This is a genomic window from Rhodococcus sp. S3 (assembly GCF_058211795.1).
Genome location: NZ_CM177074.1, coordinates 1,543,867 through 1,560,096, shown reverse-complemented (window position 1 = coordinate 1,560,096; position 16,230 = coordinate 1,543,867). Strand labels below are relative to the sequence as shown.

The following is a 16,230-nucleotide window of genomic DNA, read 5'->3' as shown; positions in this document are numbered from 1 at the left end:
GCGCGAGCTACACCGCGACCGGTTGCTTCGCAGGCAGGACGGCCGGCTCCGGAACGGTGACCGCGCGGACGGGGCGTCGCACCAGCGCGACCGTCACGTAGGCGACCAGCGACACCAGGAATCCGATGAAGGTGGTCCAGCCGTCGACGGACGAGGTGACCAGTGAGTTCGGGATGTACAGCAGGGTGTTGTCGACGCCGTAGATCGTCGGGGTGAGGACGAAGAAGCCGGCACGCACCGTGATGCCGGCGATCGCTGCGGCGGCCACGGCACGCCCGTCACCGCGCGACCAGAACAGCCCGAGGATGAACGGAACGACGAGCGAGGCGAGCAGAAGGTCGAAGGTGAGGGTGAGAAGGATACCCGTCTGCGGAACACGCAGGGCGACGAGCGCGCCGAAGGCCGCCATGGGCAGCATGAGCAGACGCGTGGCCTTCATGACGTCCGAGGACATCGCGGCGTTCTCGCCACCGACTCGGAAGACGTTGCGCACCAGGACCGTCGCGGTGGACAGCAGCACCCCACTGATGGTGGTCAGCGACGCGGTGACCAGGCCGGACAGGACCAGGATCGACAACCACTGAGGGGTGTACTGCCCGAGCAGGACGTAGAGGATCGGCGCGTCGGCAGCGCTGTCACCGACGATCGAGACCGCGGCGAGAGCGACGAACGAGAGCGGCACGCACAGCAGGAGAATGCCGGTCGCCGCGGAGAAGCAGGCGCGCTGCGCCGCGTGCGGCGACTTGGCGGAGAACACACGCTGCATCAGGTCGATCGCGACCAGGTTGCCGAGTCCGAGAGCGACGATCGTGGCCCAGTTGATCGCGGCGCCCTGCGCCGGATCGGTGAGCTGGCCGAGATCACCGATGCCGAGGCCGTCCCCGTGGGTGAAGCCGGGACCGAGAGCCACCCACGCGAGGAGGGAGACGATACCGACGGCCATGACGGCGAACTGGACCATGCCGGTGTAGACGCTCGCGAACATGCCGCCGGCCATCGTGTAGGCGAGCACGAACGGGATGATCACCAGTACCGCGGCGGTGTAGTTCAGGCCGAGGAAGTACTGCAGGAGGTAGGCGAGGGCGACGAGGTTGCCGGCGAGGAGGATGCCGAAGCTGCCCACGGTGAGGACGGAGGCGGTGATCTCGGTGCCGCGCCCGAAGCGCCGGGCGAAGAACTCCGGCAGGGTCACCACGCCGGTCGCCCGCAGGCGCTTCGCGAAGAAGATTCCGACGAGCAGAACACTGAGCGCGACGCCGAGGGGCATCGCCGCGCCGGCCCAGAATCCGAATCCGGCCGCGAGGTCGGCCGAACCGAGGGTCGCGTTGGAGTCGATGACCTGGGACATGAGCAGGACGGCGAGAACGGGTGCGCCCAGCGAGCGACCGGCGAGCAGGAAGTTGCCCGCCTGTCCGCGGACCTTGCGGGTGGAGTAGAAGCCGGCCCCGAGAAGTACGACGAGGCACACGGCAACACCGGTGATGATCATGGCAGCTCCGTATGGAGAAGGTCAGACGGCAGGAGCGCTGCGTTGGGCTTCGCGTCCGAGCGAATAGAGGGGGCGGGCATTGTCGGGAAGAACGATCTCGCCGGAGGCGAGCCGGTTGCGGAGATAGGTGAAGCTCTGAGCAGTCTGCGCGAACAGATGTTCGCCGGCCGTCACTCCGTCGTATCGTGGTCCGTCCGCGTCGACGAACCTCTCCAGCGGCTCGACCCGGGTGTCGTAGTCGACGTTGAAGAACAAGGGGAACGAGTAACGCTCCTGAGCAACCTTACGCACCCGATGTGACGTCGCTGTAAACACACCGTTCGTCCAGATCTCCAGCAGGTCACCGATATTCAGGACGAAAGCATCGTCGCGGTAGGGGACCTCGATCCAGTCTCCGTCGGCGTTGACCACTTCGAGCCCCGGCGCCGTGGGCAGGAGCAGCGTGAACATTTCGTAGTCGGTGTGAGCGCCGATACCGGGGCGGTCGGATGCACTGGGATCGTAGGGATAATGGATCATCCGCAACTGCGCCGGCGGTGTCGTCACATACCGATCGAACAGGTCGGACGGCTCACCGAGCGTCTCGGCGAAAGTCCTCAGAAGCACACGGCCCAGACCGAATACGGCATCGTAGTAGGCCCCCACGGGCTTCTCGAAGTCCGGCAGGTCGGGCCACTGGTTCGGTCCGAGCAGTGGATTGCCGGCCAGATAGTCCGGATCGTCGGCGGGAAGATCGATGGACAGATCGAACGCTTCCTTGTGATCGGGTGTGGCACCGGCGAACACCTCCTCACCCGGCGGCACATAGCCGCGGTGGTTCGACGAAGTGCCTATGTAGACCGACATCTTGGTTTCGTCGGGCAGTGCGAAGAAGCGTTCTGCGGCTGTCTTCAGTCCCGAGATGAGGGTGGGATCGATACCGTGCCCGACGATCTGAGCGAAACCGACCTCGCGGGCGGCACGCCCGAGTTCCTCGACGACTGCTTCCCGTCCGCTGTCGTCGGCGGAGACCAGTGCGTGTACGTCGACGACGGGGATGCTGGTGAAGGTCATGGTTCCGTCCTGAGGTTCGGGTCGAGCGGACGCCACCGCCTCGTGACGGGTGTTCCGCCGAATGTGACGTCACTTGTGTGGATTTCGTCTCCGAAAGCGGGGTCGAGGTCGTCCCCGATCCGGTACGGGAGAGTCGATGCGGTGATGTTCCATCGGCCGGCGCACACTCGGCCGACGGCGACCTCGCAGTCGAGCACTGCGCGGGCCTCGCGGAGTGTCGCCGCCCCCCTGATGCGTTCGAGCAGAGAACCGGATCCGGGGGTGCGGTCGCGGCCGCGCGCGAACGCGAAGGTCTCCCCCACCCGCACGAGTACCGCGGTCGCCCCGGTGTCGATGTCCTCGAGCAGATACTCCTCGATGTCGGACGAGACGCCGGCGGTGTGCCAGTGTTCCGTGTAGTCCTCGTACACACCGTGTTCGACGATAGTGTCCGCGTCGAGGACGGCCAGGCTGCCGGCGTCGGGTGTCGGCCCGAGCGGGTGGAACGACACGGCGCGTTCCCACTCGACGTGATCGCCGCGGTCGAGCAACCGCCCCGCGAATCCGTCCTGCGCCGCGAGTGCCACGAGATCGTCGAGGTCCATGTCGTTCGCGGTCGAGGCCGTCACCACAGGCAACGAGGCGGGTTGCCTCAGATCGCAGTACAACTTCTCACCCTGCACCCAGGTGACCCGGGTGGTGGTGTCGGGTTCGGTGCCCGGCCGCGCCAGCAGCGTTCGCTCGAACCGGGTTCCTGCAAGCCGGATCCGTTCGGCGGTCGTCATGCGCCGGTCGCCTTCCACCGTGCCCGCTCCTGCGCGAAGGCGACGGATTGGGTCGCCTGGAACTCCGCGATCGAGGATGTGTTGTCGGCGAGGAATTTCCGGTGGTCCGCCAGCGAGAAGGTCCCGTCGGTGATCTCCACTCCCCCGCCGCGGCCGGCCGCGAGATCGGCACGCAGATCGAGCAGTTCCTCGGGGTCGACGGGATACCAGGAGATCCGGTCGAAGAACCGCAGCAGCCACGGCGTTCCGTCCTCGAAGGGCCCGGCCGGCTGCGGGTGCCGGTGATTCCACACCTGGGTGGTGCGGCCGACGAACTGGTACCCGCCGGGGCCTTCCATGCCGTAGATGCACAGATACGCACCGCCGATACCGACCGCGTTCTCGGGTGTCCACGTGCGGGCCGGGTTGTACTTGGTGGTGACCAGCCGGTGCCGCGGGTCGAGCGGTGTCGCGACCGGTGCACCGAGGTAGACGTCGCCGAGTCCGAGCACCATGTAATCGGCGGCGAACACCGTGTCGAACACGTCGGCGACGGTGTCGAGGCCGTTCATCCGACGGATGAACTCGATGTTCCACGGGCACCACGGCGCGTCCGACCGCACGCCGTGCATGTAGCGCTGGATGGCCTCGCGGGTCGCCGGATCGTCCCAGGACAGCGGCAGGCGCACCTGACGGCTGGGCACTTCCAGTTCGTCGCTGTCGCCGATACCGTCCTCGACCTCGGCGAGCAGACCGAGCAGGACCGGTACCGACAGGACATCCGGATCGACCTTGACCTGCAGCGACCGGATACCGGGGGTGAGTTCGAGCAGGCCTGCAGGGCGCTGCGCTTCGAGGCGTTGGTGCAGGGCGTGCACGCGGGCCCGCAGCGCCAGGTCGAGCGTCATGTCGCCGTACTCGACGAGCACGTTGTCGTCGCCGCTGCGGCGGTAGGTGACGGCGGTGTGCCCGTCGCGGCGGGCCAGGACTCCGTCGTCGCCGTCGCCGCCGCCCGACGCGACCAGCGACAGACCGGCACGACGACCGACTCCCAGTTCGCGGCGCGACGCGCTGTGCTGCGACTTCACGGGGACGAACCTGACGGTGTTGCCGGGTGCGAGCTGACCGAGCTTCCAGCGGTCGGCGGCGACGACCGTCACCGGGCACACGAAGCCGCCCAGGCTCGGCCCGTCGGGGCCGAGCAGGATCGGGGTGTCGCCCGTGAAGTCGAGCGCACCGACGGAGTACGCGTTGTCGTGGATGTTCGACGGGTGCAGCCCCGCTTCCCCGCCGTCGGTCCGGGCCCATTCCGGCTTCGGGCCGATGAGCCGGACCCCGGTGCGATCGGAGTTGAAGTGCACCTCGTACTCGGTGGCGTAGAGGGTGTCGATGTCGGAGCGGGTGAAGAACTCGGGGGCGCCGTGCGGGCCTTCGGTCACCGCGATCTCCCAGCGCGTGCCGAGAGCCGGTACGTGTTCGGACGGGACGGGCGCGCTCTCACCGCGGGGGTCGTCACCCACGACGAGGACGTCGCCTTCGCGAAGGGTACGACCCTCGTGACCACCGAACGTGCCGAGCGTGAACGTCGAGGCGCTGCCGAGGAATTCGGGAACGTCGAGTCCGCCCCGGACCAGGATGTAGACGCGCAGGCCGGGACCGGAGACGACGCCGACGTCGAGCAGTCCGCCGGCCGGAACGGTGACGGGTCGCCACTGCGGAACGGTGACTCCGTCGACCCGGACGACGGCGGGAGCACCGGTTACGCACACCTCGGTGTCCTCGGTGAAACGCAGCGCGGGACCTGCCATCGTGGTCTCGAGGCCGGGGGCGCCCTCGTCGTTGCCGAGAGCCACGTTGCCCAGACGGAAGGACAGGTCGTCCATGGGCCCGGAGGGCGGTACGCCGATCTGCCAGTAGCCGGTGCGACCCGGATAGTCCTGGACGGTGGTGAGCATTCCGGGGCGTTCTACGCCGATCTTGGTGGTCATGGCAGGCTCACTCCTCGCGGGTGACGATCATGCGAACCGGCGTAGGATCGAAGCCGTTGCACGGGTTGTTGATCTGGGGGCAGTTCGAGACGAGGACGAGGACGTCGCGCTCGGCGCGGAGCGCGAGGCGCTTTCCGGGAGCGGAGAGCCCGTCGACGATGCCGAGGGTGCCGTCCGCCTCGACGGGCACATTCATGAAGAAGTTGATGTTGGAGACGAGATCTCGTTTGCCGAGTCCCCACTTCGCGCCCTCGATGAGGAAGTTCTCGACACATGCGTGCTGATGCTTCGTGTGGTGCCCGTAGCGCAAGGTGTTCGACTCCTGCGAGCACGCACCACCGACGGTGTCGTGATTTCCCACCTCGTCGGCGACGAGCGTCATCAGCGGAGCGCCCTCGGAGTCGCGCAGGACGGATCCGGTGGTGAGGAACAGATTCTGCTGTGCGGCGACGGTGGCCGCTGCGCTGTACCGCCGGCCGGTGTCGTGCGCGTCGTAGACGAGCGTGTCGACGGCCTGGTTGCCGTGCAGGTCGACGATCGTGAGGACGTCTCCCGCGGCGACGACGGCCGACCACGGTCCGCGGAGTCCGACGATCTCGTCGAGGACGACGCGACCGGGAACGAGGGCGAGTTCTGCGGTGTCTGCGGTGAGGGTCATCGGCGGATCTCCGTTTCGGACGTGGCGGCGGCCCAGGCGTCGTCGGTGTTGAGCACGGCGCGCTGGTATTCGGGGTCGGTGTTCGGCAGCGAGTTCAGTTCGCCGGGCGCCCGCCAGGCGAGGACTTCGAGGCTGCCGGTGGTGAACTCGGGGTTCGGGTCGAGCGGGTGTGCGGTGTTGGCGATCAGGGCGATGACCGGCAGGTGGATCAGCAGGTCGACGGCGGCACCGGGACCGGCGTTGCCGGTGCTGACGAGGCTGCCGTCCTCCTCGACGCGGACACCGTGGAAGAAGGACAGCGAGGGCGGCAGGTCGCGCGGCTGCAGGTCGTGCTTGGCCGCGGCGACCGTGAACAGTTCGCGGCCCGCGGGAGAGCTCGAATGGAGCGATCCCGCACCGTATTTCGCGGTGTTCCCCGCGAGGTGGGTCGTGCCGCACAGCGCGTCGTGGCGACCGGAGGTGTCGGCAACGATCGTGGCGAGGACGCGGCCCTGATCGGAGAGCAGGGGATGCCCGACACCGAGATAGGCCTGCCACGGCACCTTCACCGTGTCGGCGACGTTGAGCCGCTCGTGCGGTGCGTCGGCGCGGAACAGCAGGAGGTTGGCGCAGGCGGTGCCGTGGACGTCCCGCAGGCGCAGGCGGGTGCCGCGTGCGAGGACCTTGCTGGTGTAGCGGCCACCGGGAACGGTCTCGGCCCAGGTCATCGACGCCGCGCGACCGCTGGGCGGAGCCGGCCACGACGATGCCGGGACGATCGGCATGGCGTCGGTGACGGTTCCTGCCTGCGCTCGGGCATGGGCGCGAGCAGCGTGCGTGGTGGCGGTCGCGAGTGTCTCGGTCATGGCGCTCCGATCGGCGGGTGAGGGAAACTGTCGATCGACAGTTTTCCGGTCGCGCATCTTCGGCGAATGTCCTGCGCGTAACGACTCCGTTTCTTGTGTTTCATCCAGGTGACAGAATGCTCACCACTCGAACTCTGCAGTGTTGCTGGACATTTCGATGTGTCAGGGTGAAGGGGTGAGCCAAGCAGGACCAGGACGACCCCGCCTCCGCGCCCCGCGCCGACCCGGAAACAACGCCCGCGCAGAGATTCTCGATGCGGCGGCCGAGCTGTTCACCACACGCGGATTCGCGAGTACGTCGACACGCCTGATCGCGGAGACCGTGGGGATCCGGCAGGCATCGCTGTACAACCATTTCGCGACGAAGAACGACATCCTCGTAGCACTGCTCGAGGGCACCGTCGAACCGACGATCGAGTTCGACGACGGACTCGGGGACGCACTGCCCGCCGACCTGCGGTTGTGTGCACTGACCTGGTTCGACGCCGCCCAATTGTGTGCGGGGAGATGGAATCTCGGTGCGCTCTACCATCTTCCGGAGTTGCGCACCGATTCGTTCGACGTCTTCCGGCGCGACCGCCGGCGTCTGTACCGGCGTTATCGTGAACTCGCGTCGCAGATCGTCGGCGGGGACGACCCCCGGATCGATCTGCCCTTCCGGCTCGTCGAATCGGTCATCTCCACGCGCGCGGACGGCGACATCGACGCGAGCCTGCCGGAAACCCTGGCGACCGCGTCACTGACGGTGCTCGGCGTGACCCGGGTCGCCGAGGTGACGAGCGCCGCACGCGCACTGGTCGTGGGTGTTCCCGGGGACGTGCTGAACGGTTCCCGTCAGGCTTCCGCCCGCTGATCGGAAATGTCGTGACGGGGCGGCGCTGCCGTGGACGACGCCGGGACGCGCGAGAATCGCAACGCCGGATGATCGACGGGGTCGCGACGTAACCGGCGGCGATCGAGATAGTAGTTCTGCTCCATCGTCCACGGCCCGTCGGCCCCGGACGTGGGGAAGACGTCCTCGGATCGCCGGAGGTAGTTCGACGTGAGGTTCCAGAACGGCCCTCCACCGACCGTCGGATCGTCGCAGACCGGGGTGACGACGGCGTAGCCACGGTGGTCCATGTGGTCGAGCAGCCGGCACAGGTGATGGCCGGTGAGATCGACCTTGAGGGTCCACGACGAGTTCGTGTAACCGAATGCGAAGGCGAAGTTCGGGACGCCGGTGAGCATGGTGGCCTTGTAGGTGATGCACCCGTGCAGGTCGATCGGTCGTCCGTCGACCTCGAGATCGATCCCGCCGAAGGGCAGCATCGCCAGGCCGGTCGCGGTGACGATGACGTCGGCCTCGAGCTCGCGCCCCGACTCGAGGGCGATCCCGGTGGGGGTGAACCGGATGATCCGGTCGGTCACGACCGAGGCGTCACCTCGGGTGATGGCGTCGAAGAGGTCGGCGTCGGGCGCCACGCACAGTCGCTGGTCCCACGGGTCGTAGGACGGGCCGAAGTGCACGTCGATCGGATAGTCGTCGGGCAGGGAACGTGCGGCCCGGCGGCTGAGCACTCGGCGCGCGAGTGTGGGGGCGCGTCTCGCCGATCGGTACATCTCGTGCAGCAGCCGGACACCCAGCACGCGGTTCGTGCGGTAGGCCGCGCGTTCGGGGAGCAGGCGCCGTACCGTGTTCGCGAGCTTGTTCTCGCGTGGCCACGACAGCACGTACGACGGGGACCTCTGCAGCATCGTCACGTGCGCGGCGTCGTCGGCGATGGCGGGTACGAGGGTCACCGCCGTCGCTCCACTGCCGATGACGACCACCCTCTTGCCCGCACAGTCCAGGTCGTCGGGCCAGTGCTGGGGATGGACGATCTGTCCGCGGAAGTCGTCGCTGCCCTCGAACTCCGGGGTGTAACCGGCCTCGTAGTCGTAGTAGCCGGTCGCGGAGAAGAGGAACCTGCAGCTCACCGTGACCGTCTCGGCGTCTCCCGACCTGCCCACCGTGACGGTCCACCGCCCCGACACGGTCGAGAATCGAGCACCGACCACCCGGTGCCCGAGATGCAGATACCGCGCGAGATCGTTCTCCTGGACTGCCTCGCGCAGGTAGTCGAGGATCTCCTCCCCCGAACCGTAGGCGTGCTTCTTCGTCCACGGCTTGAACTCGAATCCGAGTGTGTACAGATCGGAGTCGGAACGGACGCCGGGATAGCGGAACAGGTCCCAGGTGCCTCCGATCGCGTCGCGGGACTCCACGATCGCGAAGGTGGTCCCCGGTCGCTTCGTCTTCAGGTGGTAGGCCGTCCCGATGCCGGAGATACCGGCGCCGACGATCAGCACATCGACTTCGGCGGGAAGTGTCCCGGCCGACTCGGCTCCGGTCATGTCGCTCCACTCCGTTCCGGCGGAGGGCCGGCCGCTACCGTCTGCGGCCGCTACCTCGTCCGATCACTCACGAGGATGATCAGCGGGACTGCGATCGGCACCCTCGAGGACGTTCACGTCGCGCTTGTCGCTGCCCGGACCCACATGGGCCTCGGCACGCATCCGCTCGACCATGTGCGGATAGTGCAGCTCGAAGGCCGGACGCTCCGAACGGATCCGCGGCAGCTCGTAGAAGTTGTGCCGCGGCGGCGGGCAGGTGGTGGCCCACTCGAGCGAGTTGCCGTAACCCCACGGATCGTCGACCGTGACGACCTGCCCGTAGCGGTAGCTCTTGAACACATTCCACAGGAACGGCAGCGTCGACGCACCCAGAATGAACGCACCGACCGTGGAGATGGTGTTCAAGGTGGTGAACCCGTCGGACGGCAGGTAGTCGGCGTAACGACGCGGCATACCCTCGTTACCGAGCCAGTGCTGCACCAGGAAGGTGGTGTGGAAGCCGATGAAGGTCAGCCAGAAGTGCCAGCGGCCGAGCTGCTCGTCGAGCATGCGTCCGGTCATCTTCGGGAACCAGAAGTAGATGCCGGCATAGGTCGCGAACACGATGGTGCCGAAGAGCACGTAGTGGAAGTGCGCCACCACGAAGTACGAGTCGTGCAGGTGGAAGTCCAGCGGCGGGCTCGCGAGGATGACACCGGTCAGACCACCGAAGAGGAAGGTCACGATGAAGCCGACCGAGAACAGCATCGGCGATTCGAAGGTGATCTGGCCCTTCCACATCGTGCCGATCCAGTTGAAGAACTTCACACCGGTCGGGACGGCGATCAGGAAGGTCATGAACGAGAAGAACGGCAGCAGCACCGCGCCGGTGGCGTACATGTGGTGCGCCCACACGGCGATGGACAGCGCCGCGATCGCGATGGTCGCGTAGACCAGGCCGCTGTATCCGAAGATCGGCTTGCGGGAGAAGACCGGGAAGATCTCCGAGACGATGCCGAAGAACGGCAGTGCGATGATGTACACCTCGGGGTGACCGAAGAACCAGAACAAGTGTTGGTAGAGGAGCACGCCGCCGGTGGCGGGGTCGTAGATGTTGCCACCGATCACGCGGTCGACGAAAGCCCCCATGAACGCCGCGGCGAGGAGGGGGAAGACGAGGAGCACGAGGATCATCGTGATGAAGATGTTCCACGTGAAGATGGGCATGCGGAACATGGTCATCCCCGGTGCACGCATACAGACCACGGTGGTGATCATGTTGACGCCGCCGAGGATGGTGCCCAGACCCATCACCGCCAGACCCAGGAACCACAGGTTGCCGCCGATACCGGGTGAGTGGATCTCGTCGGCGAGCGGCATGTAGGACGTCCAGCCGAAGTCCGCGGCACCACCGGGAGTGATGAACCCGAATGCCACGGTGAGCGCGCCGAACAGGTACAGCCAGTAGCTGAAGGCGTTCAGGCGCGGGAAGGCGACGTCGGGAGCGCCGATCTGCAGCGGCAGGATGTAGTTCGCGAAACCGAAGACGACCGGCGTCGCGTACATCAGCAGCATGATGCCGCCGTGGTTGGTGAACAGCTGGTTGTACTGCTCGTTCGACAGGAACTGCAGGCCGGGGACCGCGAGCTCCGCGCGCATCAACAGGGCGAGCAGACCACCGAACAGGAAGAACGCGAACGATGTGAAGATGTACATCAGTCCGAGCTTCTTCGGGTCTGTCGTGGTGATCAGGTCGTAGAGGACCGCGCCCTTGGAGTGGTACCGCGGCGGATACGGCCGCGTGGGCTTGACGGGAGCGACAACCGCGTTCATCGGGCCTCCTCGAGCCGCCGGGAAGGCGGCAACGGTGCGGCGCGGACGGGATCGACGGCGCGCGACGATCACCACCCGCGATGCTGCAGGTGAACTCAGAGTAGGCGTTCCACCTCACACGCGCACCGGGTTCGCGGACCGAATTGCGACGCGACGACGGGCGAGCGGAACGTCCCGTGTACACGGAAGAGAACGTGTTCTACATTGTGACCGTCGTCACTGCAGGTCGTCGCTCCGAGCACCTGCACCACCGCGTCGAAGGGACACCATGTCGGCACCTACCACCGCGGTCATCGGCGCCGGTATCAGCGGGTTGACCGCCGGAAAGATGCTGTGCGACTACGGGGTGCCCTACACCTGCTTCGAGAGCTCCGATCGGGTGGGCGGCAACTGGGCCTTCGGCAATCCCAACGGCCACAGCAGCGCGTACCGCTCGCTGCACATCGACACGTCGAAGCATCAGCTGTCGTTCAAGGACTACCCGATGCCGGAGTCCTATCCCGACTTCCCGCATCACACGCAGATCAAGGAGTACCTCGACGGCTACACCGACGCCTTCGGACTGCGGGGCAACATCGAGTTCCGCAACGGTGTCCGCGAAGCACGACGGCGACCCGAAGGCGGGTGGGAGCTCGACCTCGAGGACGGCAGCACGCGCGCGTTCGAGTTCCTCGTCGTCGCCAACGGTCACCACTGGGATCCCCGCGTGCCGGAGTTCCCCGGGCACTTCGCCGGCGAGTCGCTGCACTCCCACCACTACATCGACCCGCGCACCCCGATGGATTTCGCGGGCAAGCGCATCCTCGTGGTGGGGCTCGGCAACAGCGCGGCCGACATCGCCGTGGAGTTGTCGTCGAAGGCGTTGCAGACCGAGGTGACGCTGTCGACGCGCTCGAGTGCGTGGATCGTCCCGAAGTACATCGCGGGCCGGCCGGCCGACAAGTTCTACCGCACCGTTCCGTACATACCGATGTCGTGGCAACGGAAGGTCGCGCAGTGGGGCCAGCCGTTGCTGTCGGGACGTCCCGAGCGGTACGGGCTGCCCACTCCGAACCACAAGTTCTTCGAGGCGCACCCCACGCAGTCGGTCGAACTGCCGCTGCGCCTCGGCTCGGGCGACATCGTCGCGAAACCCGACATCGAACGGTTCGACGACCACACGGTCCACTTCGTGGACGGAACCGCAGCGGAGTTCGACGTCGTCATCTACGCGACCGGCTACAACATCACCTTCCCGTTCTTCGATCCGGAGTTCATCAGCGCTCCCGACAACCACATCGCGCTGTACAAGCGGATCTTCGCCCCGGGCATCCCCGACCTCGCGTTCGCCGGTTTCGCGCAGGCCACGCCCACTCTGTTCCCGTTTGTCGAATGCCAGGGGCGACTGATCGCGGCCTATGCGATCGGCCGTTACGCCCTTCCGTCCGAGGACGAGATGCGCCGCGTCATCGTCGAGGATCAGCGCACGTTCACCGGGCACATGCTCGACCGCCCCCGGCACACACAGCAGCTCGACTATTTCGCCTACGAGTTCGACATCCGGACGCGCGAGCTGCCCGCCGGAATCGCCCGTGCCGGCCGGGCATCGAAGGAGGACGCCTCGTGCACCCGCGTTCACTGACCTTCCCCTCCGGGGGCGAGACGGTCCACGCCTGGCACTTCACCCCCGGATCCGACGTGCTCGGCAGCGCCGACGGGGCACCGGTCGTGGTCATGGCCCACGGTCTGGGCGGGACGAAGGACTCCGGTCTCGCCCCGTTCGCCGAGCGGCTCGCGGCCGCGGGCATGCACGTGCTCGCCTTCGACTACCGGGGATTCGGTGAGTCCGGAGGCACCGACCGTCAGCGCGTCGACGTCGCGGGACAGATCGCCGATTACCGCGCAGCCGTCTCGACTGCGCGACGACTGGACGGCGCCGATCCGCGTCGCGCCGTGCTGTGGGGCGTGTCGTTGTCGGGCGGACACGTCCTGTCCGTCGCGGCCCAGGACCGGGACGTCGCGGCCGTCGTGTCCGTGACACCGCTCGTCGACGGACCGGCTGCGGGTGTCCTCGCGGCCCGGCATCACGCGCCCTCGTCGCTGGCCCGCTCGACGGCAGCGGGGCTCCGCAGCCGGGTGGCGCGACGCTCGTCGACCACCATCCCGATCGTGGGTCCACCCGGCACGGTCGCCGCCCTGTCGTTGGACGGCTACCGCGAGGACTATCTCTCCCTGGCGGGCCCGACCTGGCGCAACGAGATCGATGCCGACGTCGTGCTGTCGCTCGGCACCTACCGTCCCGCGAGACACGCGTCGTCCGTTGCGTGCCCCGTCCTGGTGCAGATCGCGGACTTCGATCGCAGCGCTCCCCCGCACGCCGCGGCGCGCGCAGCCTTCCGCGCCCGCGCCGAGGTGCGTCACTATCCGTGCGACCACTTCGACGTGTGGCCCGGCAAGGATTGGTTCGACCCGGCCGTAGAGCATCAGATCCACTTCCTGACCCGACATCTCGCTGCGCAGTAACCCCGAGGGATCCGTCTTCGCGGATCCCTTCCCTTCGCACATCCGAGGTAGCCATGGCAGAGACCGTCCAGCAGGCACTCCGCGACCTGCTCGAGAACGACACCGCGGCCATCGTCCACGACACCGGCAGGTGGACCTGGCGCGAACACCTGCAGGAGGCATCCGCCCAGGCGGCGGCACTGCTGTCGCTGATGGACCATGACCGGCCGGTGCATGTCGGAGCACTGCTCGGCAACACCCCCGCTTTCCTCCACGCGATCGCCGGGGCCGGGCTCGCGGGGTTCCCGCTCGTCGGCATCAACAACACCCGACGTGGTGAGGGCCTGGCACGCGACATCCTGCGGGCGGACTGCCAGATCCTGCTGACCGACGCCGAGCACGCCCCACTGCTCGACGGTCTGGACCTCGGCGACGTCATCGTCTTCGACGTCGCGAGCCCGGAGTGGCGGGCGCTCGTCGACGGCGCCGGCGCGCTCGAGCCGTACCGGGAGGTCGGTCCGACCGATCCGTTCATGCTGATCTTCACCTCGGGGACGAGCGGGGATCCGAAGCCGGTGATGCTCGCCCACATGATGGTGTTGTTCTCGGGCGACACCCTCGTCCCGCGGTTCTCGATCACGAGCGACGACGTCGTCTACCTGTCGATGCCGTTGTTCCACTCCAACGCGATCCTCGCCGGGTGGTGCGTGTCGCTGTGCAGCGGCGCGGCGATGGCACCGGCGTCGTTCTCCGCCTCGCACTTCCTCGACGACGTGCGCCGCTACGGCGCGACCTACATGAACTACGTCGGCAAGCCCCTCGCGTACATTCTCGCGACCGTCGAACGACCCGACGACGCCGACAACCCCCTCCGGGTGGCGTTCGGCAACGAGGCCACCGACCGCGACATCGAGGAGTTCGGCCGGCGCTTCGACTGCACCGTCTGGGACGGTTTCGGGTCGACCGAGGCTGCGGTGATCATCACCCGCGACGAAGGCACCCCACCCGGATCGATCGGTCGAGGACTGCCGGGTGTGGACGTCTACGATCCGGAGACCCTCACCCCCTGCGCTCACGCGGAGTTCGACGACAACGGCGCCCTGATCAACGCCGACAAGGCCGTCGGTCAACTCGTGAACACGCAGGGCGCCGGATTCTTCACCGGCTACTACAACGACGAGGCCGCCACCGACGAGTGTCTGCGGGGTGGCATGTTCTGGTCTGGCGATCTCGCCTACAAGGACGCGGACGGCTGGATCTACCTCGCCGGCCGCACCGCAGACTGGATGCGCGTGGACGGCGAGAACCTCGCCGCCGCTCCTATCGAGCGCATCCTGCAGCGACTGCCGCAGTTGAGTCGCGTCGCCGTCTACGGTGTGCCCGACGAACACGTGGGCGACCAGGTCATGACCGCGCTCGTGCTGCGCGACGAGACGTCGCTCGTCCCCGAGGAATTCGAGAAGTTCCTCTCCGAGCAGGCCGATCTGTCCCCCAAGGCGTGGCCGAGATACGTGCGGATCGCGGCGGATCTGCCCACCACGGCCACCAACAAGATCCTCAAGCGCGCGCTCGAGAAGGAAGGACCCACGGCCGGCGACGGCGTGCTGTGGGTCCGCGAGAACGAGAAGTACGTCGTGGCCTGATGCTGCGGAGCGCGAAACGGTCATCGGCGCGGGATGTTTCGCGCTCCTACGACCGTTTCGCGCTCTGCTGCCTCAGTTCGCGTCGAAGCCAGGCAGCCGCGACGGCTCCTCGACCACCGAGTACTCGCTCGCGTCGCCCTGCACAACCCGACTGCGCGTGCCGTCGACGCCGACGGGGATGTCGCCGGCGAGGGTGATGCGGTGCAGGCGGCGGGTGTGGTCGCCGAAGTCGGCGATGCCGTAGTGCTGGGTGGCGCGGTTGTCCCAGATCGCGACGTCGCCGCTTTCCCACGACCAGCGGAAGGTGTTCTCCAGCTTCGTGATCCGGTTCTGCAGCAGCTGGAGCAGCGCGGCGGTCTCCGACGGCTTGAGACCGACGAACTCCTTCACGAAGTGACCGAGCAACAGGGTGCGCTCACCCGTCTCGGGATGGACCCGCACCACCGGGTGGATCGCCTCGTAGGTGTTGCGGCGGAACTCGTCCTGGTAGCGGCGGCGCTCCTCGGTCAGCGCCGGATCCGAGCTGCCCGCGTCGAGCTTCTCGGCGTAGTCGTAGAGGTTGGTGTGCAGGGCCCACAGGTTGTCGACGAGCGCCTTCAACGCGTCCGGCAACTGCTCGTAGGCTGCGGTCGTGGAAGCCCACGTCGTCGCACCGCCGTACGGCGGCAGGGTCACCGCCCGCAGGATCGACGCCTTCGGAATGCGGTCGACGAAGCTGACATCGGTGTGCCAGCTGTTCGCGGCACCCTCGATGGGCAACAGCCGCTTGCCCTTCGAGTGGACCGTGGGGTGCGACTGGGTCTGCGTGCCGAGCAGACCCGCGAAGGCCCACTGCTGCTCGTCGTCGAGATGATGCTGGTCGCGGAAGACGATCGCCTTGTGCACAGCGAGGGCGTAGCGGATGGCGTCGACGGTCTCGGGCGCCAACGACCCGGACAACCGCACTCCGTCGATCCGCGCACCGATGTGCTCCCCCAGCTTGGTGACGACGATGCCCCCGGCGGTGTAGACGGATTCGGCGGTGGTCGTGTCGCGATCGAGTTCGGTGATGGTCATGCGATCTCCCCTTCGATGATCTGAACCGGGCATTGTTGATTGCGCCGGTTCAGTTCACCGCCATCCGTCGGCAGAGTCGACGGTTG

13 protein-coding genes are annotated in these 16,230 nt (G+C 67.2%); 4 read left to right on the top strand and 9 right to left on the bottom strand.

Annotated features, from left to right (window positions below; genetic code table 11):
* Positions 1 to 7: 7 nt before the first annotated feature.
* The 6 genes from AC0LPE_RS07315 to AC0LPE_RS07290 are packed head-to-tail and all read right to left on the bottom strand — an operon-like array spanning position 8 to position 6,776.
* Positions 8 to 1,489, bottom strand: a complete 1,482-nt coding sequence (locus tag AC0LPE_RS07315; protein WP_064063163.1) for a high affinity choline transporter 1 — start codon at positions 1,487 to 1,489, stop codon at positions 8 to 10.
* 21 nt (positions 1,490 to 1,510) lie between these two features.
* Positions 1,511 to 2,542 carry an isopenicillin N synthase family dioxygenase gene (locus tag AC0LPE_RS07310; RefSeq protein ID WP_160877520.1) on the bottom strand — a complete coding sequence of 344 codons (1,032 nt, stop codon included), beginning with the start codon at positions 2,540 to 2,542 and terminating at the stop codon, positions 1,511 to 1,513.
* Entirely contained in the window at positions 2,539 to 3,306 is a 768-nt protein-coding gene (locus AC0LPE_RS07305) for a hypothetical protein (RefSeq protein ID WP_490605911.1), read from the bottom strand. The genes AC0LPE_RS07310 and AC0LPE_RS07305 overlap by 4 nt, the downstream gene beginning before the upstream one ends.
* Positions 3,303 to 5,273 (bottom strand): 5-oxoprolinase/urea amidolyase family protein, encoded by a 1,971-nt coding sequence (locus AC0LPE_RS07300; protein ID WP_490605910.1) that lies wholly within the window; start codon positions 5,271 to 5,273, stop codon positions 3,303 to 3,305. Before AC0LPE_RS07300 ends, AC0LPE_RS07305 begins: the two co-directional genes overlap by 4 nt.
* 7 nt (positions 5,274 to 5,280) lie before the next feature.
* Entirely contained in the window at positions 5,281 to 5,931 is a 651-nt protein-coding gene (locus AC0LPE_RS07295; RefSeq protein WP_016935544.1) for an urea amidolyase associated protein UAAP2, read from the bottom strand.
* Entirely contained in the window at positions 5,928 to 6,776 is an 849-nt protein-coding gene (locus tag AC0LPE_RS07290) for an urea amidolyase associated protein UAAP1 (protein WP_160877528.1), read from the bottom strand. The genes AC0LPE_RS07295 and AC0LPE_RS07290 overlap by 4 nt, the downstream gene beginning before the upstream one ends.
* Positions 6,777 to 6,951: 175 nt before the next feature.
* Between AC0LPE_RS07290 and AC0LPE_RS07285 the strand changes: the two genes are divergently transcribed.
* Positions 6,952 to 7,629: a TetR/AcrR family transcriptional regulator gene (locus AC0LPE_RS07285; RefSeq protein WP_308197022.1), complete on the top strand. Its 678-nt coding sequence runs from the start codon at positions 6,952 to 6,954 to the stop codon at positions 7,627 to 7,629.
* Here AC0LPE_RS07285 and AC0LPE_RS07280 read toward each other — a convergent pair.
* On the bottom strand, positions 7,611 to 9,152 hold the full coding sequence (locus tag AC0LPE_RS07280) for a flavin-containing monooxygenase (RefSeq protein ID WP_490605909.1): 1,542 nt from the start codon (positions 9,150 to 9,152) through the stop codon (positions 7,611 to 7,613). The two genes, AC0LPE_RS07285 and AC0LPE_RS07280, sit on opposite strands and share 19 nt — an antisense overlap.
* Before the next feature lie 63 nt (positions 9,153 to 9,215).
* Positions 9,216 to 10,964 carry an aa3-type cytochrome oxidase subunit I gene (gene ctaD, locus AC0LPE_RS07275; RefSeq protein WP_490605908.1) on the bottom strand — a complete coding sequence of 583 codons (1,749 nt, stop codon included), beginning with the start codon at positions 10,962 to 10,964 and terminating at the stop codon, positions 9,216 to 9,218.
* Between the two features lie 268 nt (positions 10,965 to 11,232).
* Here ctaD and AC0LPE_RS07270 point away from each other — a divergent pair, with 268 nt between their 5' ends.
* Genes AC0LPE_RS07270 through fadD1 form a run of 3 tightly spaced genes read left to right on the top strand, consistent with a single transcriptional unit; the run spans position 11,233 to position 15,088 of the window.
* Positions 11,233 to 12,585: a flavin-containing monooxygenase gene (locus AC0LPE_RS07270; protein WP_490605907.1), complete on the top strand. Its 1,353-nt coding sequence runs from the start codon at positions 11,233 to 11,235 to the stop codon at positions 12,583 to 12,585.
* Positions 12,567 to 13,466: an alpha/beta hydrolase gene (locus AC0LPE_RS07265; protein WP_088896738.1), complete on the top strand. Its 900-nt coding sequence runs from the start codon at positions 12,567 to 12,569 to the stop codon at positions 13,464 to 13,466. The genes AC0LPE_RS07270 and AC0LPE_RS07265 overlap by 19 nt, the downstream gene beginning before the upstream one ends.
* A 53-nt stretch (positions 13,467 to 13,519) precedes the next feature.
* The gene (gene fadD1 / locus AC0LPE_RS07260) at positions 13,520 to 15,088 is read left to right on the top strand and encodes a fatty-acid--CoA ligase FadD1 (RefSeq protein ID WP_490605906.1); all 1,569 of its coding nucleotides are present in this window, start codon (positions 13,520 to 13,522) and stop codon (positions 15,086 to 15,088) included.
* 72 nt (positions 15,089 to 15,160) lie between these two features.
* On the opposite strand, the gene AC0LPE_RS07255 is transcribed toward fadD1, so the two are convergent.
* Positions 15,161 to 16,144 carry a TauD/TfdA dioxygenase family protein gene (locus tag AC0LPE_RS07255; RefSeq protein ID WP_490605905.1) on the bottom strand — a complete coding sequence of 328 codons (984 nt, stop codon included), beginning with the start codon at positions 16,142 to 16,144 and terminating at the stop codon, positions 15,161 to 15,163.
* Positions 16,145 to 16,230 lie beyond the last annotated feature (86 nt).